18 protein-coding genes are annotated in these 21037 nt (G+C 66.0%); 8 read left to right on the forward strand and 10 right to left on the reverse strand.

All coding sequences use genetic code 11. The annotated features are described in order from the left end of the window. Positions 1–203: 203 nt before the first annotated feature. The 4 genes from ubiB to ubiE all read right to left on the reverse strand — a co-directional run bounded on the left by ubiB (position 204) and on the right by ubiE (position 4343). Positions 204–1763 carry a ubiquinone biosynthesis regulatory protein kinase UbiB gene (gene ubiB, locus ACZ9AQ_RS00095; protein WP_429201741.1) on the reverse strand — a complete coding sequence of 520 codons (1560 nt, stop codon included), beginning with the start codon at positions 1761–1763 and terminating at the stop codon, positions 204–206. Next, a complete protein-coding gene (locus tag ACZ9AQ_RS00100; RefSeq protein ID WP_429201739.1) occupies positions 1760–2461 on the reverse strand; it encodes a ubiquinone biosynthesis accessory factor UbiJ in 702 nt (233 codons plus the stop codon). The genes ubiB and ACZ9AQ_RS00100 overlap by 4 nt, the downstream gene beginning before the upstream one ends. Before the next feature lie 143 nt (positions 2462–2604). Next, positions 2605–3597: a Tim44 domain-containing protein gene (locus tag ACZ9AQ_RS00105; protein ID WP_429201737.1), complete on the reverse strand. Its 993-nt coding sequence runs from the start codon at positions 3595–3597 to the stop codon at positions 2605–2607. Positions 3598–3608: 11 nt separating this feature from the next. After that, positions 3609–4343 (reverse strand): bifunctional demethylmenaquinone methyltransferase/2-methoxy-6-polyprenyl-1,4-benzoquinol methylase UbiE, encoded by a 735-nt coding sequence (ubiE, locus tag ACZ9AQ_RS00110; protein ID WP_429201735.1) that lies wholly within the window; start codon positions 4341–4343, stop codon positions 3609–3611. Positions 4344–4825: 482 nt separating this feature from the next. Here ubiE and ACZ9AQ_RS00115 point away from each other — a divergent pair, with 482 nt between their 5' ends. From ACZ9AQ_RS00115 to ACZ9AQ_RS00145, 7 genes are all read left to right on the forward strand, one after another. Beyond that, positions 4826–6166: a sigma-54 dependent transcriptional regulator gene (locus tag ACZ9AQ_RS00115; RefSeq protein ID WP_429201733.1), complete on the forward strand. Its 1341-nt coding sequence runs from the start codon at positions 4826–4828 to the stop codon at positions 6164–6166. Positions 6167–6539: 373 nt separating this feature from the next. Beyond that, on the forward strand, positions 6540–8759 hold the full coding sequence (locus tag ACZ9AQ_RS00120) for a hypothetical protein (protein ID WP_429201731.1): 2220 nt from the start codon (positions 6540–6542) through the stop codon (positions 8757–8759). Between the two features lie 102 nt (positions 8760–8861). Further along, positions 8862–9263, forward strand: a complete 402-nt coding sequence (locus tag ACZ9AQ_RS00125; protein WP_429201730.1) for a hypothetical protein — start codon at positions 8862–8864, stop codon at positions 9261–9263. A 7-nt stretch (positions 9264–9270) separates the two neighbouring features. Then, positions 9271–9945, forward strand: coding sequence for a C39 family peptidase (locus tag ACZ9AQ_RS00130; protein ID WP_429201728.1), 675 nt, complete (start codon positions 9271–9273; stop codon positions 9943–9945). A gap of 15 nt (positions 9946–9960) precedes the next feature. After that, on the forward strand, positions 9961–10497 hold the full coding sequence (locus tag ACZ9AQ_RS00135; RefSeq protein ID WP_429201726.1) for a hypothetical protein: 537 nt from the start codon (positions 9961–9963) through the stop codon (positions 10495–10497). A gap of 32 nt (positions 10498–10529) precedes the next feature. Further along, positions 10530–12077 (forward strand): coiled-coil domain-containing protein, encoded by a 1548-nt coding sequence (locus tag ACZ9AQ_RS00140; protein WP_429201724.1) that lies wholly within the window; start codon positions 10530–10532, stop codon positions 12075–12077. A gap of 195 nt (positions 12078–12272) precedes the next feature. After that, on the forward strand, positions 12273–12479 hold the full coding sequence (locus tag ACZ9AQ_RS00145; protein ID WP_109345346.1) for a cold-shock protein: 207 nt from the start codon (positions 12273–12275) through the stop codon (positions 12477–12479). 191 nt (positions 12480–12670) lie between these two features. Here ACZ9AQ_RS00145 and ACZ9AQ_RS00150 read toward each other — a convergent pair whose 3' ends face one another. The 6 genes from ACZ9AQ_RS00150 to ACZ9AQ_RS00175 form a co-directional block, all read right to left on the reverse strand. Beyond that, positions 12671–13111, reverse strand: coding sequence for a gamma-butyrobetaine hydroxylase family protein (locus ACZ9AQ_RS00150; protein ID WP_429201722.1), 441 nt, complete (start codon positions 13109–13111; stop codon positions 12671–12673). Between the two features lie 14 nt (positions 13112–13125). Continuing rightward, positions 13126–13554: an HIT family protein gene (locus ACZ9AQ_RS00155; RefSeq protein ID WP_429201720.1), complete on the reverse strand. Its 429-nt coding sequence runs from the start codon at positions 13552–13554 to the stop codon at positions 13126–13128. After that, positions 13551–17573: a DUF3683 domain-containing protein gene (locus ACZ9AQ_RS00160; RefSeq protein WP_429201719.1), complete on the reverse strand. Its 4023-nt coding sequence runs from the start codon at positions 17571–17573 to the stop codon at positions 13551–13553. The genes ACZ9AQ_RS00155 and ACZ9AQ_RS00160 overlap by 4 nt, the downstream gene beginning before the upstream one ends. A gap of 198 nt (positions 17574–17771) precedes the next feature. Continuing rightward, positions 17772–18365 (reverse strand): flavin reductase family protein, encoded by a 594-nt coding sequence (locus tag ACZ9AQ_RS00165; RefSeq protein WP_429201717.1) that lies wholly within the window; start codon positions 18363–18365, stop codon positions 17772–17774. 64 nt (positions 18366–18429) lie between these two features. Beyond that, complete coding sequence (locus ACZ9AQ_RS00170) at positions 18430–18738, reverse strand: DUF1272 domain-containing protein (protein ID WP_429201715.1); 309 nt, start codon at positions 18736–18738, stop codon at positions 18430–18432. Between the two features lie 43 nt (positions 18739–18781). Next, the gene (locus tag ACZ9AQ_RS00175; protein ID WP_429201713.1) at positions 18782–19285 is read right to left on the reverse strand and encodes a YqaA family protein; all 504 of its coding nucleotides are present in this window, start codon (positions 19283–19285) and stop codon (positions 18782–18784) included. A 205-nt stretch (positions 19286–19490) separates the two neighbouring features. Between ACZ9AQ_RS00175 and ilvA the strand changes: the two genes are divergently transcribed. After that, positions 19491–21029, forward strand: a complete 1539-nt coding sequence (gene ilvA, locus ACZ9AQ_RS00180) for a threonine ammonia-lyase, biosynthetic (protein ID WP_429201711.1) — start codon at positions 19491–19493, stop codon at positions 21027–21029. Positions 21030–21037: the final 8 nt, after the last annotated feature.

A 21037-nucleotide genomic window follows, 5' to 3' on the forward strand; every position in this document is an offset into this window, starting at 1 on the left:
ACCATCGTCAACAGGTGTTTCGTTTGCCCAACCATCGGATTGGATGCTCTAATACGGCTTCTTCACCCAATGTTGGCAGCAGGGAATCCTTGCTGTTCACCGTAAAGAAGAAACAGAAGACTGCGCGATGCCCCCATCAGCATGGTCCATAAAAGAACACTAGCTTCCCAAGCCCGCGTCCGCGGGCTTTTTTCTTGGCGCGGTCAGACCAGGTACAGCGCCACCCCGACCGCGCCTCCCGCCGCCACGCAGATCAGGAAGGCCAGCATCCGGTTCGCGCGCCGCTGTTCCATCAGCATCAGCGCCAGCATGTCGGCATTCGGCACATACGGATGCGCCAACTGCCCTTTCGTTTCGCGCTCCAGCAGCTGGTATACCAGGCGCGGCAGCTGCGGGAAGATCTGGGCGTAGCGCGGCGCTTCGGCGCGCAGGCGTTCGGTCAGGCCCTTCCAGCCGACCTGTTCCGTCATCCAGCGCTCGAGATGCGGCTTGGCGGTCTTCCACAGGTCCAGGTCGGGATCGAGCTGGCGTCCCAACCCTTCGATATTGAGCAGGGTCTTTTGCAGCAGCACGAGCTGCGGCTGCACCTCGACGTTGAAACGGCGCGAGGTCTGGAACAGGCGCAGCAGCACCTGGCCGAACGAGATGTCCTTCAGCGGGCGGTCGAAGATCGGTTCGCAGCAGGCGCGCACCGCGGCCTCGAGCTCGTCCACGCGCGTGGTCGCGGGCGCCCAGCCGGATTCGATGTGCGCCTCGGCCACGCGCTTGTAGTCGCGGCGGAAAAAGGCCAGGAAATTCTGCGACAGGTAATCCTTGTCGAAATCGTTCAGGGTGCCGACGATGCCGAAGTCCAGCGCGATATAGCGGCCCAGGGTCTCCGGCGCGGTCGAGACCAGGATGTTCCCCGGGTGCATATCGGCGTGGAAGAAGCCATCACGGAAGACCTGGGTGAAGAAGATCTCCACGCCATCGCTCGACAGCTTCTTGAGGTCGACGCCGGCCGCCGCCAGGCGGTCGATCTGCGAGATCGGGATGCCGTACATGCGCTCCATCACGATCACGCTGCTCGAGCAGTAGTCCCAGTGCATCTCGGGCACCATCAGCAAATCGGAGCCGGCGAAGTTGCGGCGCAGCTGGCTGGCGTTCGCCGCCTCGCGCATCAGGTCCAGCTCGTCGTGCAGGTATTTGTCGAATTCGGCCACCACCTCGCGCGGCTTCAGGCGTCGCGCTTCGCTCCACACGCGTTCGATCAGGCTGGCCGCCAGGTTCATCAGGGCCATGTCTTCGTCGATCAGCTTCTTCATGCCGGGACGCAGCACCTTGACCGCGACTTCCTTGCCATCCTTGAGCTGGGCGAAGTGGACCTGGGCGATCGAGGCCGAGGCCACCGGCTCCCGGTCGAAGCGGGCGAACAGCTCGTCGGGATGGGCGCCCAGCGAGCGCGTGACCTGGGCCACCGCCAGGTCGGAGCCGAACGGCGGCACCCGGTCCTGCAGCAGCGCCAGCTCGTCGGCGATATCGGGCGGCACCAGGTCGCGCCGGGTCGACAGCACCTGGCCGAACTTGACGAAGATCGGGCCCAGCTCTTCCAGCGCCTGGCGCAGGCGGATCGCGCGCGGCGAGGTGATCGTGCGCCAGAAAAAGAAGGTGTTCATCAGGCGCGCGGTGCGCGGGGCATTGATGCTGGTGACTGCGATCTCGTCCAGGCCGTACTTGGTGAAGACAGTGAGGATGCGCAGCAGGCGCAGGAATTTCAATATCATCGACGATCCGGGTGGTGGTCTGCGCGGGTAGGAATGAGGGAGGGTGTGGCGGCGTCCGGCCGGGCCAGCTGTTGTTCGAGGCGCGCGATGCGCTTGGCGGTGCGCTCGACGTCGTCGCGCAGGCGCACCACGTCGGCGGCGAACGCGTCGCGCTGCACCGGCCGCACCAGCACCGGCCTTTCCTCGGCCAGGAACTCGGCCAGGTTCTCGGCCAGGCGCCGTCCCGTCTCGGTCGCGCCACCGGCGGCGCGGCGCGCGGTCTTGACCAGGCGATGGGCGCCCAGCGGCCCCACCACCCGCTCGAGGTCGTGCTCGGCATCCCAGCGCAGGCCGTTGGCCAGCTGCGAGATCACGTTGGCGAACTCGGCGTCGCCTTCGATCTTCACGTATGACAGCGCACGGGTGCGGTCCTGCGCGATCAGCGGCAGGTCGGCCGGTTTCACGCGGATCGTGACGCTGGCCGCGGCTTCGCCCGCCGTGTCGCGCGCAGTGCCCTGATGCATGGCTTCGAGCAGGCCGTCGCGCCCGACGCGCATGCGCAATTGAACCAGCCCAGCGTCGATGCAGGCGTCCTTGCCGGCATGGCGCATGAGCGCGGCCCTGGCCCAGGCTTCCTGGGCCAGCAAGTGGTTGATCGCGGCGACCGCGGGCAGCGTGAGCGCGTGCTGAGGCGACAGTGACGAAAGACTAGAAAACATGGAGCGGATGACCCTCAAAAAACAAAACCGCCCGGGCTGATGCGGGCGGTTTTGATCTTACCAGTTTGCCGGGCGCAAACCCGGCGGCACGGAATGTTTATGGAAAAATAATTCCACCAAAACTAAGCGCCTTAGCAATGCGCTCAATTCGGCTGCTGGATGCCGGCCAGCACCCAGCCGCCGGAGCCCGACAGCGGCTTCGACATGTTCCAGACTTCGACGAACGGTTCCGGCAGCGCGTCCTTGGCGCTGCGGATCATGGCGTTGAACTGCACGCTCGCCAGGTAGTCGGTCGCGGTCTTCTCGATGCCCAGCAGCTGGGCGTCGATGTTGACGACGTCGGTGTAGTCGGCCACGCCGCCGCGTTCCTGGATCTGCATCTTGAGCTCGGCGAACACTTCGGGCGAGGTGAATTCGCGCAGGTCGTCGGTGTCGCCGCGGTCCCAGGCCGCCTGCATGCGGATGAACGACGATTTCGCATGGCGCAGGAAGCTTTCGCTGTCGAAGTCGCCCGGCACGCCCCATTGCTGGTGGCCTGGCGCGGCGGCAGCGCCGCCGAAGCCGGCCGCCGCGGCGCCCTTGTCCAGCGCTACGTTGCCCTGGAAGGCGGACGGTCCGTTGCGCAGGCCCGAGCCGATTTCAGGCGTGGCGGTCGCGCCGGCGGCCTGCGGCTGGAAGCCATTGAAGCCGGTGCTCGAGGCCGCCGACGGATTGGCCGGCGTGTCCTTGCGGCGCACCATGCGCACGATGAACATGATCGCCAGGCCAATCAGCGCGACCATCAGGATGGTCGAGATGATGCTGGCCAGTGCGCCACCGATGCCCAGGTGCGACAGCAACGCGCCCAGGCCCAGGCCCAGCAGTGCGCCGCCCAGGATGTTGCGCATCATGCTCGGTTTCTTGGCGGCGGCCGCAGCGCCCGCGGCGCCAGTCGCGCCGGCCGCGGCAGGCGTGGCCGAATTCGGGGTCTGGCGCTGCATGCTCTGGGCCGGCGCCGGCGCCGGACCCTGCATCTGCTGCACGGACTGCGATTGCCGCCCGACCGAACGCTTGCCGCCCATTGGTCGGGCGAAGGCGTCTGCCACCATCGCGAACGTGGTGACTGCCAACATCGTCGTGACCAAAAACTTTTTCATTGTCTCTATCCTTAGAGTTTTATACCGGTGTGCAAAGCGGCCACACCCGCCGTCAGGTTGAAATACTGGACCCGCTCCAGTCCTGCTTCTTCCATCATCCCCTTCAGCGTATCCTGGTCGGGATGCATGCGGATCGACTCGGCCAGGTAGCGATAGCTGTCGGCATCGCCCGCTATTTTCTGTCCCAGCCACGGCAGCACCGAGAACGAATACACGTCGTACGGTTTTTGCAGCGGCGCGATCACCTTCGAAAATTCCAGCACCAGCAGCTTGCCGCCGGGTTTCAGCACCCGCCGCATCTCGGCCAGGGCCTGATCCTTGTGGGTCATGTTGCGCAGCCCGAACGCGACGCTGACCCGGTCAAAATAGTTGTCCGGGAACGGCAATTTTTCGGCGTCACACAACATGGTTGGGGTGACAAGCCCTTTATTCAAGAGGCGATCGCGCCCGACGCGCAGCATCGACTCGTTGATGTCGGTGAGCCAGACCTCGCCGGTCTTGCCCGCCTGCTTCGCGAAGGCCTTGGCCAGGTCGCCGGTGCCGCCGGCGATGTCGAGCACCTTGAAGCCCGGACGCACGCCGGCCTGGGCGATCGTAAACATCTTCCAGGCGCGGTGCAGGCCGGCCGACATCAGGTCGTTCATGACGTCGTACTTCGCGGCGACCGAGTGGAAAACCTTGGCGACTTCCTGGACCTTCTGGTCCTCGGCGACGGTCTTGTAGCCGAAGTGGGTGGTATTGGTCATATGTGCGGGACGGTTGGGTGTTGCCGCATTATACAAGCAGGCCGGCGCCCGGCCGCGCCATTGGATGCCGGGCGCCGGCGCCCGGGCGTGGACAGGACACGGCGTCGTCCCGGCGTCGTTTCGCGGTCCTTGTTGGAGCGGCACAACGCATCGAGCGCTAACAAGGCGCTCGGCAACGATGCGCCGCTGCGAGACCCCTTTTCCGCTTCGCTTGACCTCGGTAAGATCAATAGCATGTCGCCAATAAATTTGGACGAATAGACATTAGGGAAAGTAAATACTTCGTTCACAATTGCACGTGTCATTAAATTTCTAATAATTTTTGTGCGACATGTCGCCGGCATTTCGGGTTTAATTGAACAATACTTTTCGCGTCAGCAATTCCCTTGCCGGGATCGGCCGACGCAACGGTGCGTGATGCCAATGCGCACCGGGACTCACTACAAGGCAGCTGGCCAGGTCCAGTCATAACGAGGGCAACGGTGTCTGTAAAACGTCTCTTATGCATTTCGGGTGAAGGCAATGCGCACGCACGGGCCTGCCACGGCGAGCTGCCCGGCTGGGATGTGTGCGTGGTGGAGAGCATCGCCGCGGCGCGCAAGGTCCTGTCACAGCAACACTACGGGGTCGGCCTGCTGCTCGACCGCAGCGGCGCCGCGGGCGATGCGGAGCTCGAGCGCTTCCTGCGCCAGCACCATCACACGCGCTGGATCGGCGTGTTCGACGCGCCGCGCATCGACCAGCCGGCCGTGCGCGAACTGGTCGCCGCCCACCTGGTCGACTTCCACACGCGCCCGGTCGACACGCTGCGCCTGCAGCACTCGCTTGGCCACGCCCACGGCATGGCGACGCTGGCCAAGGCCACCCCGCCGCACCGGCGCCAGGCAACGGAGCGGGCCAGCCACATCGACGGCGCCTCGCGCGCCATCGTGCGCCTGCGCGCCCACATCGACAAGATCGCCGCGGTCGACGCACCGGTGCTGATCTCGGGCGAGAGCGGCAGCGGCAAGGAACTCGCGGCCCAGGAAATCCACCTGCGCTCGCAGCGCGCGAACGGTCCCTTCATCGCCATCAATTGCGCGGCGGTGGCGCCGGCCCTGATCCATTCCGAACTGTTCGGCCACGAGCGCGGCGCCTTCACCGGCGCCACCCGCGACAAGCAGGGCCTGCTCGAAGCGGCGTCCGGCGGCAGCATCTTCCTGGACGAGATCGGCGACCTGCCGCTCGACCTGCAGGCCAGCCTGCTGCGCTTCCTGCAGGAGCGCGTGATCTACCGCGTCGGCGGCACCCGCACCATCGCGGTCGACGCGCGCGTGATCACCGCCACCCATGTCGACCTGCCCCAGGCCGTCAGCGAGGGGCGCTTCCGCGAAGATTTGTATTACCGCCTCAGCGTGTTCCCGATCCGGGTGCCGCCGCTACGCGAACGCAAGGAAGACTTGCCGCTGCTCACTGACCTCATCTTCAACAAGTATGCGGCCGAACGCAGCCCGCAGTTGAAAGGCGTGAGCCGCGAAGCGCTGCTGGCGATGGCGCGCTACGAGTGGCCGGGCAATGTGCGCGAACTCATCAATCGGGTGCGGCGCGCCATGGTGCTGGCCGAACACCGCCTGATCATGCCGGAAGACCTCGACCTGCCCAGCATCGGACCGATCTGCCCGGTCAGGGAAGGGCTCGGCAATTCGCGGCTGTCGGCCGAACGCGTCGCGATCGGCGAAAGCCTGGCGCGCACCGGCAACAACATCAGCCAGGCCGCGCGCGACCTCGGTGTCTCACGTATGACACTGTATCGCCTGATGGCCAAGCACGCGATTTCCCTGTAAGTACACTTCCCTCCCTGCCGTCAGCCTTTTCCTACGGCGCCTCCCCTAATCTGACAGATTTTTCCCGCCAATGCGCTTGCCAAACGGCGACGCACGGCGGGTCGTGTTCGCTCTGTGACAGCTGCTTGCGGTGACAGATTGATACAGTTTCATGGGCTTTTTGTTCACTTTGTCACGAGTCTGAGACACTTTGCTTATTAGCTATTGTTCAAGTTCATTTTCCCTTGTCGCCGCGATGCAACTCATCAAATTATTCCTACATTATCAAGGACTTAACTATTCCGGATTCACTTGGCATAAGAACTGCTATTGAACGAGTGGACCGGGAGTCATGGGACCCCGGGAACTCAACAGTGACATTAGGGGAGCAACAATGAAGCGCACTATCCTGGCAACCGCGATCGCCCTGGCATTCACCATGGCCCACGCACAAGAAAATTCCGTCAACGACGTCCGCGGCGGCAACACCCAGACCTCGTCGGTGACCACCAACACCGACAGCAGCACTGTCACTGACACCCGCAACAGCGGCAATACCTCGACCAACTCGTCGACCAACACCGACACGAACACCAACACCAACACCGCGACCAACACCGACAACAGCCAGGCCAACAGCAACAACCAGGCGACCAACACGAACACGAATACCAACACCAGCACCGACAACAGCCAGGCCAACAACAGCAGCACCAACACCGCCGACAGCAACAACCAGTCGACCAGCACCAACACCACGACCAACACCAACAACAGCCAGGCCAACAACAACAGCCAGCAAAACAACAACAGCCAGCAGAACGACAACAGCACGACCAACAACAACAACCAGGTGGACCGTTCGGACAACCGCGTCGCCAACAACACGAACACCCAGTCGGACACCCGCACCAACACCGAGACGATCGACAGCAACGACACGATCACGACCAACACCACGACCACCCACGACAGCAGCCAGGACAGCTCGGGCCAGAACAACAGCTCGGGTGACGCCCGTGCGGCAGCCGCCGGCGCCGCAGCCGCCAACAACGGCGGCAGCGCCAACTCGTCGGTCGCCAACTCGTTCAACACCTCGTCGGCCAACGCGGTCAGCTCGCTGACCGGCACCGTGTCGGGCAACAACATCAGCAACATCGGCAACAACGCCGTGAACAACGGCGGCGCCAACGGCGCGACCGGCACCGGTTCGACCGGCGGCGCGGGCTACGCCGGCTCGACCTCGGCCACCGGCGCAGCCGGCGGCTCGGCATCGGGCGCAGCGGGCGCGGCTGGCGGCGCAGGCGGCTACGCCGCTGCGGGCACCGCATCGACCGGCGCCTCGACCGTCGGCAACGCCGCCGGCGGCAACGGCGGCGCGAGCGGCGCGGCCCACTCGATGGGCGGCGCGGGCGCCGCAGGTGCGGCTGGCGGTTACGCTGCCGGCGGCAACGGCGCAGCGGGCGGCGCAGGCATGGGCGGCGCAGGCGCCATGGGCGGCGCGGCCAACGGCGGCTCGGGCGCGGCAGGCGGCGCAGCCATGGGCGGCAACGGCGGCGCGACCGGCTCGCTGGCCGGCGGCAACGGCGGCGCGAACGGCGCCATCGGCACCGGCGCCGGCGGCATGGGCGGCGCCGGCGAATCCAACGGCGGCGCAGGCGCGGCCGGCGGCATGGGCGGCGCGGGCGCCATGGGCGGCAACTCGTCGGGCTCGACCCTGACCGCATCGAACGGCGCCAGCGGCGGCGGCGCGGCGATCGGCGACGCCGCCTCGACCTCGGGTTCGGGCGGCATGCCAGGCTCGGGCACCGACATGGCCGGCACCGGCGGCGCCAGCGGCGCGGCCACCAACACCGGCGGCACCTCGACCGCAGGCAGCCCGACCAGCGGCGCCAGCTCGGGCACCGCGGGTGACGCGATGGCCGGCGCGGGCGGCGCAGGCGCGGCAGGCGGCGCCGGCGGTTCTGGCGCGGCCGGCACCAATACCTCGGGCGCGGGCGCTGCAGGCGGCGCGGCCACCGGCGGCACTGCGGGTTCGGGCGCCGCACTGGCAGGCACCGGCGGCGCTGGCGCCACCGGCACCGCAGGCGCGGGCGGTTCGGGCGCGGCCGGCACGGCTGGCATGGGCGGCAACGGCGCCGAAGGCATGGGCGGCGCAGGCGGCGCGGGCCAGGGCGGCACCGCAGGCGCGGGCGGCATGGGCGGTTCGGGCGCTGAAGCGACCGCATCGACCGGCGCCGGCGGCGCCGGCGGCGCGGCCACCGGCGGCGCGGCCACCGGCGGCTCGGCCACCTCGGGCGACGCCACCTCGGGCGCCGGCGGCAACGGCGGCGCGGGCGGCTCGAGCACCGGCGGCGCTGGCGGCTCGACCGGCGAAATGGTTGCCGGCGCAGGCACCGGCGGCTTCGGCGGCGCCGGCACCGGCGGCAACGGCGGCACCAACAACGTGACCGCGGGTTCCTTCGACATGTCGAACTCGATGAGCAACATCGCCCAGTCGGCAGCCGGCATCTCGATCATCAGCCAGAACAACGGCTTCTCGTCGCTGATCCAGCAAAGCGTCAACGTTCAGTCGAACATGAACGTCGGCGGCACCACCCCAAGCGGCCAGTAATCACGAGGTCTGAGCAGCAACCGCGCAAGCGTCCGGCACGGCCGGACGCTTGCGACCCGCCACGCGGCGCTATCCGCGTGGCGGCTTTTCGAGCGAGGCATCATGAAACGGATTACCCAGATCGGCTCTCTCCTGCTGGCGGCCTGCATGGCGCTGCCAGTGGCGGCCCAGGCGTCGGAACCGGCGAAGCTGCCGGTGGTGGTGGGCTTCCTGTCCAAAGTGGATGTCGCACCGGGCCGGGAAGATGATTTCACCAAAGGCTGGGGCAAGACGACCGACGCCGAGGAACTGGGCGGCCTGCGTGGCGGCGCCGACTTCGTGACCACCGAGGCGACGCTCGGCGGCACCGTCGGCAACAACACGGCCACCAACGTGACCACCGGATTCAACATCATCGACAACGGCTCGTTCGCGAACTCCTCGGGCCTGCCTGTCGTGATCCAGAACTCCGGCGCGAACGTCCTGATCCAGAACGCGACCGTCATCAACCTGCAACTGCAATAGGAAGAGCATGAAGCACGGGATCTTCCTCGCCGCCCTGTGCGGCACCCTGCTGGCGCCGGCTCCGGCGCCGGCGCTCGAACTGGCGGTGGTCGGGCGCGTCAACGTGCCCGTCACCAGCCTCAAGGACATCAAATTCCAGCGCACCACGCGCCAGCAGTACGACTACAGTTGCGGCGCCGCCGCCGTGTCGACCCTGCTGTCGCACCACTATGGCACCCCGACGCCGGAACAGGACGTGTTCCAGGAAATGTACGAAAAAGGGGACAAGACCAGGATCCACAAGGAAGGCTTTTCGCTGCTCGACATGCAGCGCTTCCTGGCCGCGCGCGGCTTTCGCGCCGACGGCTTCAAGCTGCCGATCGAAAAGCTGATCACCGAAAAACTGCCGGCCATCGTCCTGATCACCGACCGCGGCTTCAACCACTTCGTGGTCGTCAAGGGCTACGAGGATGGCCGCATCCTGATCGGCGACCCGTCCACCGGCAACCGCGTCGTGAGCATGGAGCGGTTCCAGGAAATCTGGCGCAACAAGATCCTGTTCGTGATCCACAGCCACAAGGACGGCATCGCCTTCAACACGCCGGCCGACTGGCGCGGCGCTCCGCGCGCCCCGCTGGGCGCCGGCATGCACCAGGACCAGCTCAGCGCCTCGCTGCCGAAGTTCGGCCCCGGCGACTTTTGACGTAAAGGATGTGATATGCGCTGGCCAAGCTTTAGCAAGATGATGCAACGTGGCGTGCTTGCGGGCGCCCTGTGCGCGGCGCTCGGCGCGATGGCGCCGGTGCGGGCGGCCGATGCCGCCGCGAACGGCGTGGCCGGTTTCGGCGCCCCGGTCGGGGCCGAGACGCTGGACGGCGCCCGCGGCGGTTTCGAGATCGCCGGCGGCCTGTCGGTGGCGCTCGGCATCGAGCGCGTGGTGTCGGTCAACGGCGAAATCCTGTCGCGCACCAACATCGCTATTCCCGACCTGGCCGCGCTGAGCGCCGACCAGGCCCGCCTGACCCAGGAAGCGCTGGGCGCCGCACGCATGATCCAGATCGGCGGCAACAACTTCGCCGCGGCCGACCTGAACCTGCCCAATGGCGCGACCCTGGTACAGAACACCCTCGACAACCAGGCGATCAGTTCCGTCACCACCATCACCTCGGCCGTCAACAGCATGTCCTTGCTAAAAGACATGAATTTCCACAGCACGATTCGTGACGCCGTAGTGCGTTCCCCAGGAACACTGTAGCATTGCAATATTGTCAATTATTGGAGACCTGGATGTATTCACACGTCGCGCGGCTTGGCGCCGCCGGCCTGGCGGCCGCCCTCCTGGCGCCGTCCGTGCTCGCTCAACAACCTGCAGCCGCGCCGCTCGATAGCGGCCCGCAGGACCGACAGACCGAACTGTCCCAACTCAAGGACGAACTGGCCGAACAGCGGGCAATGGTGAACCGTCTGATGCTCGAACTCCAGGCGCAGCGCGAGCAATTGCAACGCATGCAGGCCCAGGGCGCCCCTGCCGTGAGCACCGCCCCGGCGCTGGCGGCGCGCGAGCGCCTCGTGGAAGACGCCCCGCTGTCCGGCGCCCCGTTCGCCGTGCCGACCGCGCTGGCCGACGGCGTCCTGCTGTCGCAGCAGCGCGGCGCGGGCATGTCGATGCAGGCGCCGGTGGCCCAGCCGCCGGTGCTGCCGCCGCCCGAAAGCGGCGTGGCGGCCCCGCTGCCGCCGCAGCCGCGTCCCAACCAGCCCGGCGTGCCGGCGCCGGGCCCGGCCCAACCGGCGGCCCCGGCGCAGGCGCAGGCCCAGCGTCCGGCCCAGCAACAGCAGCCGCAGACCGCACAGAACAACAATCGCCAGGAACCGAACCGCCCGCCCGAAGTCGCGCCGCTCGGCGACCAGCCCGGCGTGCTGACCCAGCGCGGCACCTATGTGCTCGAGCCATCGGTGCAGTACGGCTACTCGTCGAGCAACCGCGTGGCCCTGGTCGGCTACACCGTGATCCCCGCGATCCTGATCGGCCTGGTCGACGTGCGCGAGATCAAGCGCAACACTTTCACCACGGCGATCACCGGCCGTACCGGCATCAACAACCGGATGGAAGTCGAGGTCAAGGTGCCCTATGTGTACCGCTCGGACGCCACGGTCAGCCGCGAGCTGTTCACCGGCACCGCAGTCGAGCGCGTGTTCGACACCAGCGGCAAGGGCCTGGGCGACGTCGAAGTCGCCGGCCGCTACCAGCTCAACAACGGCGGCCCGGACCAGGGCTATTACATTGCCGGCCTGCGCTACAAGAGCCGCACCGGGCGCGACCCGTTCGAGGTCGTGACCGACTGCGACCGGCGCTGCATCGGCGAGAACGTGACCGGCACCGGCCTGCCGCTGGACTTGCCGACCGGTTCCGGCTTCCATTCGCTGCAAGGCACGCTGACCTGGCTGTATCCGTCCGACCCGGCCGTCTTCTTCGGCAACCTGAGCTATGTGCACAACTTCAAGCGCGAGGACGTGACGCGCCTGGTGCGCAACGGCGTGCGCGAGCCGCTGGGCGAGCTGGAACCAGGCTACGTGCTCGGCTTTAACTTCGGCATGGGCCTGGCGCTCAACGACAAGGCGTCGCTCAGCCTCGGCTACGACCACAGCACCATCGCGCGCATGAAACAGAACGGCCAGCCGGTGCCGGGCTCGGTGCGCACCCAGCTCGGCACCCTGCTGCTGGGCTACTCCTACCGCCTGAGCCCGAAGCGCACGCTGAATATCGCGGTGGGCGCCGGCGTGACCCGCGATACCCCGGACGTGACCCTCACGCTGCGAGTGCCAATGACGTTCTGATTGAGATCAAAATCGCGTAGGAACATGCGATCTGGATGAGTTGTGGTAAATGCGAACACGATTGAAAAATCTTGCTTCCGTTTTAAGAATTTGTCCTTATAATCAGAATTGCAATGTAGAGCGTGGCCCTGGTTCTTGTCCTAGGTACGCAAACAGGGCAACAACGCAAAACAACTTATATTTGAGGGAATAAACATGGCTACTGGCATTGTCAAATGGTTCAACGACGCTAAAGGTTTCGGCTTCATCACCCCTGATGGTGGTGGCGAAGACGTGTTCGCACACTTCTCGGCGATCAACGCCAACGGCTTCAAATCGCTGCAGGAAAACCAGCGCGTGACCTTCGACATCACCGCCGGCCCTAAAGGCAAGCAAGCTGCAAACATCCAGCCACAGGCTTGATGCTGCATTGGCCCGCTCGATGCGGGCCTGCAAAGAACAAGAGCACATCCAAGGATGTGCTCTTTTGTTTTGGGGCGCCGATGACGTGCGTGGTGTGCCGGTCCTGGCGATCACCGCGTCGGCGGCCGCCAGCCCTGCGCAGGGTTGGCGGCGATGCCGCCGACGCGTTCAACCAGCGCAGGCGTCCCCTCTCACTTGCAGCCGCAGCTGCCCGACCCGCAACCGCCGCCGCCGGACTTGGCCGGCGCCGAACCCGGCAGCATGGTGCCCGGCGCGCGGCCGGTTTCTTCGTCGAAGCCGGCCGCCTGCAGGCGCGCCACGTACTGCTTCCACAGCGACTCCTGGCTGCGGCCCAGTTCGTACAGGTAATCCCAGCTGAAGATGCCGCTGTCGTGGCCGTCCGAGAAGGTCGGCTTGATCGCGTAGTTGCCGACCTGCTCGACGTCGGCGATGCCGACTTCGCGCTTGCCGAGCTGCAAGACTTCCTGGCCGGGACCATGGCCCTTCACCTCGGCCGACGGCGAGTACACGCGCATCAGTTCGAACGGGATCGAATAGGCGCTGCCGTCGTCGTAGGCGACGTCGAGCACGCGCGATTTCTGGTGGACGGTCAGTTCGGTTGGATTAGGCATGAGTCTCTTCTCTATCAGTTGAAACGGCGCGCGATGGCGGCGCCCAGTTGTCCGGCCAGCGCGCGGCGCGCGGCCAGGGTGTCGGGTTCGGTCGAGCGCACCGCCTGGGCCCACACGGGCGCCGGGAAATGCGCGTCGTCCGCATAACGCGGAATGATATGCCAGTGCAGATGCGGCACCACATTGCCCAGGCTGGCCACATTGACCTTCAGCGGCTGCATCACTTCACGCACCGCCTCCTCGACCAGGAACACGGCCTCGTTCACCAGGAGCCGGTCCGGGCGCGAAAGGTCGCTCATCTCGCGCACGTGGTCGTGCCAGATCACGCGGCAAAAGCCGGGGTAGCTGGCGTCGTCGACGACGATCACGCTGAACTTGTCGCCGCGCCAGGCCACGGGCGCGCTGAGGTTGCACAGTTCGCAGAGCGCGACGGGAGCCGTCATACCAGCACCCTTTCGATGCCGCCGTTGTTGGCGCGCGCCACGTACTCGGGCAGCCAGTTCTCGCCCAGCAGGTGCTTCGCGATCTCGACCACGATGTAGTCGGCGGTGGTGCCCGAGTCGTCGTTGTAACGGCTCAAGCCCTGCAGGCAGGATGGGCAGCTGGTCAGGATCTTGACGTCGCCCTTGAAGCCGTCGGCGCGCAGCTTGTCCGCGCCCTTGACCATCTCGACTTCCTTGCGCGAACGCACCTGGGTCGCGATGTCGGGACGGGTCACGGCAAAGGTGCCCGACTCGCCGCAGCAGCGGTCGTTCTTCTCGATCTTCACGTTATCGATGGTCGAGACCAGCGCGTTCACCGTCTTCATCGAATCCTGCAGCTTCATCGGCGTGTGGCAGGGGTCGTGGTACATGTAGCGGGTGCCGCTGACGCCCTCGAGTTTAATGCCCTTCTCCAGCAGGTACTCATGGATGTCCATGATGCGGCAGCCCGGGAAGATCTTCTCGAATTCATAGGTCGCCAGCTGGTCGTAGCAGGTGCCGCACGAGACCAGGACCGTCTTGATGTCGAGGTAGTTCAGCGTGTTGGCCATGCGGTGGAACAGCACGCGGTTATCCGTCATCATCTTGTCGGCCTTGTCGAACTGGCCGGCGCCGCGCTGCGGATAGCCGCAGCACAGGTAGCCCGGCGGCAGCACGGTCTGCACGCCGACTTCCCACAGCATCGCCTGGGTCGCCAGGCCAACCTGCGAGAACAGGCGCTCGGAGCCGCAGCCCGGGAAGTAGAACACGGCTTCGGTGTCGGCCGTGGTTTTCTTTGGATTGCGGATGATCGGGACGATCTTGTCGTCCTCGATGTCGAGCAGCGCGCGCGCGGTCTTCTTCGGCAGGTTGCCCGGCATCTTCTTGTTGATGAAGTGGATCACCTGCTCGCGCACCGGCGGCTTGCCCGTGGTCGGCGGCGGCGACGCCGTTTGCGGCTTGGCCAGGCCTTTCAACAGGCGGTTGCCCATGCGCTGGGCCTTGAAGCCCAGGTCGACCATCGCCTTGCGCGTGGCGTTGATGGTGGTCGGGTCGGTGGCGTTGAGGAAGAACATGGCCGCGCGGTTGGCCGGCTTGAAGCTGCGCTTGTCCATCTTGCGCAGCAGGTTACGCATGTTCATCGACACGTCGCCGAAGTCGATGTCGACCGGACAGGGCGTGACGCACTTGTGGCACACCGTGCAGTGATCCGACACGTCCTCGAACTCTTCCCAGTGGCGCAGCGAGACGCCGCGGCGGGTCTGCTCCTCGTACAGGAAGGCCTCGATCAGCGCCGAGGTGGCCAGGATCTTGTCGCGCGGCGAGTACAGCAGGTTCGCCTGCGGCACGTGGGTCGTGCACACCGGTTTGCACTTGCCGCAGCGCAGGCAGTCCTTGATGCTGTTGGCGATCTCGCCGATATCGCTCTGCTGCATGATCAGCGATTCGTGGCCCATCAGGCCGAACGACGGCGTGTAGGCGTTGCGCAGGTCGGCGTGGGCGCCTTCGAGGTTGAGCAGCTTGCCCTTGTTGAAGCGCCCTTCCGGATCGACGCGCACCTTGTAGTCGCGGAATTCCTGGATCTCGGAATCGAGCAGGAATTCGAGCTTGGTGATGCCGATGCCGTGCTCGCCCGAGATCACGCCGTCGAGCGAACGCGCCAGCTTCATGATGCGCTCGACCGCCTTGTGGGCGTCCTGCAGCATGGCGTAGTCGTCCGAATTCACCGGCAGGTTGGTGTGGACGTTGCCATCGCCCGCGTGCATGTGCAGGGCGACGAACACGCGCGAGCGCAGCACGCGCTTGTGGATCGCGACCGCTTCGTCGAGGATGCACTGGTAGGCGGCGCCATTGAAGATCTGGCGCAGCGGCGCGCGCACTTCGGCCTTCCACGACACGCGCACCGTGTGGTCCTGCACCACGTCGAACAGGGTCGCATCGGGCTGGATCGCCAGGCGCTGCCCGATGGCCTCGTCCAGGTGGTCCAGGCCCAGGGTCTGCAGCTGCCCGCGCACTTCGCCCAGCGGCGCATCGAGATTGGCCAGGACGAAGGTCCAGCGCTTGTCGACCAAGTCGACCAGGGCGCGCGCCTGCAGCGGACGGTCGCCCATGATCTCGTCGCGGTCGACCCCGTCGGCGCTGGCGTCGTCGCTCTTGGCCAGCGGCAGGTGGTCGCTGGCGAGGTAGGCGCGCAGTTGGCCCACCAGCTGCAGCTTGTTCTTGATCGACAGCTCGACGTTGATGCGCTCGATGCCGTCGGTGTACTCGCCCATCCGGTTCAGCGGAATGACCACGTCCTCGTTGATCTTGAAGGCGTTGGTGTGGCGCGCGATGGCCGCGGTGCGGGCGCGGTCGAGCCAGAACTTCTTGCGCGCATCGGGGCTGACGGCGACGAAGCCCTCGCCCACGCGGGTGTTCGCCAGGCGCACCACTTCCGAGGCGGCGATCGCCACCGCATTCTCGTCGTCGCCGACGATGTCGCCGAACAGCGCCATCTTGGGCAGCACGCCGCGCTTGGACTTGGTGGCGTAGCCGACCGCGCGCAGGTAGCGTTCGTCCAGGTGCTCCAGGCCCGCCAGGCGCAGCGTGGCGAACGCCGGGTTGCCGTTCTTCGGCAGGCTGTCCAGGTAATCCTTGATCTCGACGATCGACGGGATCGCATCGCGCGCCTGGCCGAAGAATTCCAGCGCCACCGTGCGGGTGAACTTGGGCATCTTGTGCAGGATCCAGCGCGCCGACGTGATGAGGCCGTCGGTGCCTTCTTTCTGGATGCCCGGCAGGCCGGCCAGGAACTTGTCGGTGACGTCCTTGCCCAGGCCTTCCTTGCGGAAGCGCTTGCCCTCGATGGTGAGCGTCTCGGTGCGGAACGGCTGGCCTTTCGGGGCGCCCTTGACGGAAGGATGCGTCCATTCGAGCAGGAATTCGGCCGTCGGAGCGTCGTGGATCTTGCCCAGGTTGTGGTTGATGCGGGTGACGTCGAGCCAGTCGCCGTTGGGGTCGACCATGCGCCACGACGCCAGGTTGTCGAGCGCCGTGCCCCACAACACCGCCTTCTTGCCGCCCGCGTTCATCGCGATATTGCCGCCCACGCAGGACGCGTGGGCCGACGTCGGGTCGACCGCGAACACGAAGCCTGCCTTCTCGGCCGCCTGCGACACCCGCTGCGTGACGACGCCGGCATAGGTATGGATGGTCGCGTATTCGCGTCCCAGGCCCGGCATGGTCGTCATCTCGACCTCGCCGATGCCGATCAGCTTTTCGGTATTGATCACGGCCGACATCGGCGTGAGCGGGATCGCGCCGCCGGTGTAGCCGGTGCCGCCGCCGCGCGGGATGATGGTCAGTCCGAGCTCGATGCAGCCCTTGACCAGGCCGGCCATCTCGTCCTCGCTGTCGGGCAGCAGGACCAGGAACGGGTACTCGACGCGCCAGTCGGTGGCGTCGGTCACGTGCGAGGTGCGGTGCATGCCGTCGAAGCGGATGTTGCGCTTGTCGGTGTAGGCGCCCAGCACCTTGGTGGCGCGCTTGCGCAGGTCGTAGGTCTCGGCGAATTCGCGGCCGAAATCGTCCACGGCGCGGCGCGCGGCGGCGAGCAGTTGCTCGACGGCGGCGCTGCGGGCGGCGACGACGGCAGGATCGCTGTCCGACGCCGATGCGTCCAGCGCATCGACCGTGGTGCGGCGCTTGTCGATCTCGCCCAGGCGGTGATGCAGCGCTTCGATCAGCTTGGCCCGGCGCTTCGGGTTGTCCAGCATGTCGTCCTGCAGGTAGGGATTGCGGCGCACTACCCAGATGTCGCCCAGTACCTCGTACAGCATGCGCGCCGAGCGGCCGGTCTGGCGCGCGCCGCGCAGGCTGTCGAGCAACGCCCACGACGACTCACCGAGCAGGCGGATCACGATTTCGCGGTCCGAGAACGAGGTGTAGTTATAAGGAATCTCACGCAGGCGCGCGGGTGCGTTGTCGGCAAGCAGGGTATGGATGTGTGCGGGGGCGTTCATGAATTCTGGTCGACGATCGGACAGGCCCGAAGGACATTCATTCTAGCTTATTGCGATGCACCACGCTCGGCTTATGCCCGGACCGGTATTCCGCTCAACGAAATAAAATGTCTATACTATTTTTAAAGTGCAAACTTTATTTGCCTGCACGACTTGTGATGCAACGTTTATCAGCTTGATTGACCCGGATGGCATATGTCATCCGGCGTTGTCCGACGCTTGCGGCGGCGTCGCGCTCGCCTCGAAGGCCTCGCCGAGTTCGAAAAAGTGCCCACCCGCAACGTAATGGATGCTTTTCGGACTCCCTTCGCTCGTGACCCAGTGGCCGTCGCGGAACACGGCCGGATCGGCCCAGGCGGCGACCACCTGGCCGAGGAACAGGTCATAGGTTTCCTGGATGTGCGGCTCGGGCAGCAGGCGGCATTCGAGCCAGGCCAGGCAGCCGTCCAGCAGCGGCGCGCCGACCTGCGCGCCGGTCCAGTAGCCGGCGCCGAAGGCGGCGAACTTGTCGACCTCGCGGCCCGTGGTCGAGCCGACCTGCAGGGTCAGCTGCGCCAGTTCGCGCGACGGCACCATCAGGGCGAATTCGCCCGACGCCTCGACCATGCGACGCGTGAGCGTGCTCTTGTCGAGCACCACCGCCACCTTGGGCGGATCGAAGTCGAGCGGCATCGACCAGGCGGCGGCCATCACGTTGATCGCATCGCCATCGCGTGCGGATACCAGCACCGTCGGGCCGTGGTTCATCAGGCGATAGGCTTTGTCGAGGGGAACGGGGAGGCGGTCGGTCATGCGCGAATCCTGGGGCGGCAGCGAAACGCCCATTATGAACCGCCTCCTGCGAACGTGCAGGACGCTAGCGATCCGACGGCGCGATGTCCTTGATGGCCGCGGCGAAGCGCGCATGCGCGGCCGGATCCACCGGCCGCAGCTTCGGCTCGGTGCGCGCCGGGTCGTTGCCCAGATAGTTTCCGTTCTTCCAGTTGCGCGCGGGCCTGACCGGCCGCGGCACGAAGCCGCCGCCGCAGTTGGGGCAGACGTTCAGCAATATGCCGTCGACGCAGGCGGCGCAGAACGTGCACTCGTAGGAGCAGATGCGCGCCTCGGTGGACGCCGGCGGCAAGGCCGCATGGCAGTGTTCGCAGTTCGGTCGCAGTTCGAGCATCGGCTTCTTCCTGATGACCCGGCCGCTGTCGGAAAGGACATGCTCAGCCGGTGATACGGGTCAGCATATCACCGAGATTGGTCCAGAAACTGTCCGGGATGTACAGCAGCGCCAGGGTCATGGTCACATAGCGCGCAAACTTGCCGATCGCCATATACATGACGCTGGGCCAGAACGGCAGGTGCAGCCAGCCGGCCAGGGTGCACAGCGGGTCGCCGATGCCCGGCAGCCACGACAGCAGCATGGTCTTGGCGCCATAGCGCTTGAGCCAGCCGAACCAGCGGCTCTGGCGCTCTTTCGCGAACGCGACCTTGGCGCGGTAGCCAAGGAAATAGTCGAAGGCGCCGCCCAGGGTATTACCGATCGTCCCGACCAGGATGGCAGGCCAGAACATCTCGGGATTGGCCTTGATCACCGCGAACACGGCGGGCTCGGAGCCGAGCGGCAGCAAGGTGGCGGAGACGAAACTGACGATGAAGATGGAGGTCAGCCCGACGGTCGGGGCAGCCAGGAAGTCAAGCAGCCATTGGACAGCGGATTCGATCATGCGGGCTTATTGGGCCCCTTGCGGTAGCCTAGTGGTGGCGATAAGCGTCCATTATAATGGTCCGGTACTTTCGTCACGACACGATACGATGAGCCTGCCACCCAGCCCGTCACTTCGTACTGCGCGCCACGGTCACCCACCCTAGCGGAACAGTTCGCGTCGTCCGTCCCGCCGGCCTTGCCGGCAAGACTTTTGCAATCCGACCATGACTACCGACTACCTGAAAAAAATCCTGACCGCCCGCGTCTACGACGTCGCCGAACAGACGCCGCTCGACCTCGCCCCGACCCTGTCCCAGCGCCTGGGCAACCGGATCTATTTCAAGCGCGAGGACATGCAGAGCGTGTTCAGCTTCAAGCTGCGCGGCGCGTACAACAAGATGGCGAACCTGACGCCCGAGCAACTCAAGCGCGGCGTCATCTGCGCCTCGGCCGGCAACCACGCCCAGGGCGTGGCGCTGTCGGCCTGCCGCCTCGGCTGCCGCGCGCTGATCGTGATGCCGACCACGACCCCGCAGGTGAAGATCGAGGCGGTCAAGGCGCGCGGCGGCGCCAGCGTCGAAGTCGTGCTGCACGGCGACTCGTACACCGACGCCTACAACCACGCGCTGCTGCTGGAAAAAGAGCAACGCCTGACCTTCGTGCATCCGTTCGACGATCCGGACGTGATCGCCGGCCAGGGCACGATCGGCATGGAAATCCTGCGCCAGCTGTCGAGCCCGATCCACGCGATCTTCGTCGCCATCGGCGGCGGCGGACTGATTGCCGGCATCGGCGCCTATGTGAAACAGATTCGCCCCGACATCAAGATCATCGGCGTGCAGACCCTGGATTCGGACGCGATGGCGCGCAGCCTGAAGGCCGGCCATCGCGTCACGCTGACCGACGTCGGCCTGTTCTCGGACGGCACCGCGGTGCGCCTGGTGGGCGAGGAAACCTTCCGCGTCGCCCAGCAGGTGGTCGACGAGATCATCCTGGTCGACACCGACGCCATCTGCGCCGCGATCCAGGACGTGTTCCAGGATACGCGCAGCATCCTCGAACCAGCCGGCGCGCTGGCGGTGGCCGGCGCCAAGGCCTATGTCGAGCGCTCGCAGATGAACCGCGAGCCGATCAGGAACGAGACGCTGGTGGCGGTGGCCTGCGGCGCCAACATGAACTTCGACCGCCTGCGCTTCGTGGCCGAGCGCGCCGAGCTGGGCGAATCGCGCGAGGCCGTGTATGCCGTGACCGTGCCCGAGCAGCGCGGCAGCTTCCGCCGTTTCTGCTCCCTGGTCGGTCCGCGCAACGTCACCGAATTCAATTACCGCATCAGCGATGAGAGCGAGGCCCACGTGTTCCTCGGCGTGCAGGTGGGCAACCGCAGCGAGTCGGGCCTCCTGGCGCGCACCTTCGAGGAACACGGCTACAAGACGCTGGACCTGACCTACGACGAGCTGGCCAAGCTGCACATCCGCCACCTGGTGGGCGGGAAAAGTTCACTTGCACATGACGAATTGCTGTATCGTTTCGAGTTCCCCGAACGGCCGGGTGCGCTGATGCGCTTCCTGGACAGCATGGCGCCGAACTGGAATATCTCGTTGTTCCACTACCGCAACCAGGGCGGGGACGTGGGGCGCATCCTGGTCGGGCTGCAAGTGCCGCAGGCCGAGATGGATGAGTTCCGGCAGTTCCTGGCCTCGCTCGGTTACCGCTATTGGGACGAGAGCGGGAATCCCGTCTATAAATTGTTTTTGGGGGCATGACGCCCCAG

The sequence above is a fragment of the Massilia sp. UYP34 genome (assembly GCF_056279385.1).

Bases quoted from the DNA above. Each gene is read 5' to 3' on its own strand.
- ubiB (WP_429201741.1), bottom strand. From the start codon at position 1,763: ATGATATTGAAATTCCTGCGCCTGCTGCGCATCCTCACTGTCTTCACC.
- ACZ9AQ_RS00120 (WP_429201731.1), top strand. From the start codon at position 6,540: ATGAAGCGCACTATCCTGGCAACCGCGATCGCCCTGGCATTCACCATG.
- ilvA (WP_429201711.1), top strand. From the start codon at position 19,491: ATGACTACCGACTACCTGAAAAAAATCCTGACCGCCCGCGTCTACGAC.
- ACZ9AQ_RS00125 (WP_429201730.1), top strand. From the start codon at position 8,862: ATGAAACGGATTACCCAGATCGGCTCTCTCCTGCTGGCGGCCTGCATG.
- ACZ9AQ_RS00100 (WP_429201739.1), bottom strand. From the start codon at position 2,461: ATGTTTTCTAGTCTTTCGTCACTGTCGCCTCAGCACGCGCTCACGCTG.
- ubiE (WP_429201735.1), bottom strand. From the start codon at position 4,343: ATGACCAATACCACCCACTTCGGCTACAAGACCGTCGCCGAGGACCAG.
- ACZ9AQ_RS00165 (WP_429201717.1), bottom strand. From the start codon at position 18,365: ATGACCGACCGCCTCCCCGTTCCCCTCGACAAAGCCTATCGCCTGATG.
- ACZ9AQ_RS00160 (WP_429201719.1), bottom strand. From the start codon at position 17,573: ATGAACGCCCCCGCACACATCCATACCCTGCTTGCCGACAACGCACCC.
- ACZ9AQ_RS00150 (WP_429201722.1), bottom strand. From the start codon at position 13,111: ATGCCTAATCCAACCGAACTGACCGTCCACCAGAAATCGCGCGTGCTC.
- ACZ9AQ_RS00135 (WP_429201726.1), top strand. From the start codon at position 9,961: ATGCGCTGGCCAAGCTTTAGCAAGATGATGCAACGTGGCGTGCTTGCG.
- ACZ9AQ_RS00105 (WP_429201737.1), bottom strand. From the start codon at position 3,597: ATGAAAAAGTTTTTGGTCACGACGATGTTGGCAGTCACCACGTTCGCG.
- ACZ9AQ_RS00140 (WP_429201724.1), top strand. From the start codon at position 10,530: ATGTATTCACACGTCGCGCGGCTTGGCGCCGCCGGCCTGGCGGCCGCC.
- ACZ9AQ_RS00175 (WP_429201713.1), bottom strand. From the start codon at position 19,285: ATGATCGAATCCGCTGTCCAATGGCTGCTTGACTTCCTGGCTGCCCCG.
- ACZ9AQ_RS00130 (WP_429201728.1), top strand. From the start codon at position 9,271: ATGAAGCACGGGATCTTCCTCGCCGCCCTGTGCGGCACCCTGCTGGCG.
- ACZ9AQ_RS00155 (WP_429201720.1), bottom strand. From the start codon at position 13,554: ATGACGGCTCCCGTCGCGCTCTGCGAACTGTGCAACCTCAGCGCGCCC.
- ACZ9AQ_RS00145 (WP_109345346.1), top strand. From the start codon at position 12,273: ATGGCTACTGGCATTGTCAAATGGTTCAACGACGCTAAAGGTTTCGGC.
- ACZ9AQ_RS00170 (WP_429201715.1), bottom strand. From the start codon at position 18,738: ATGCTCGAACTGCGACCGAACTGCGAACACTGCCATGCGGCCTTGCCG.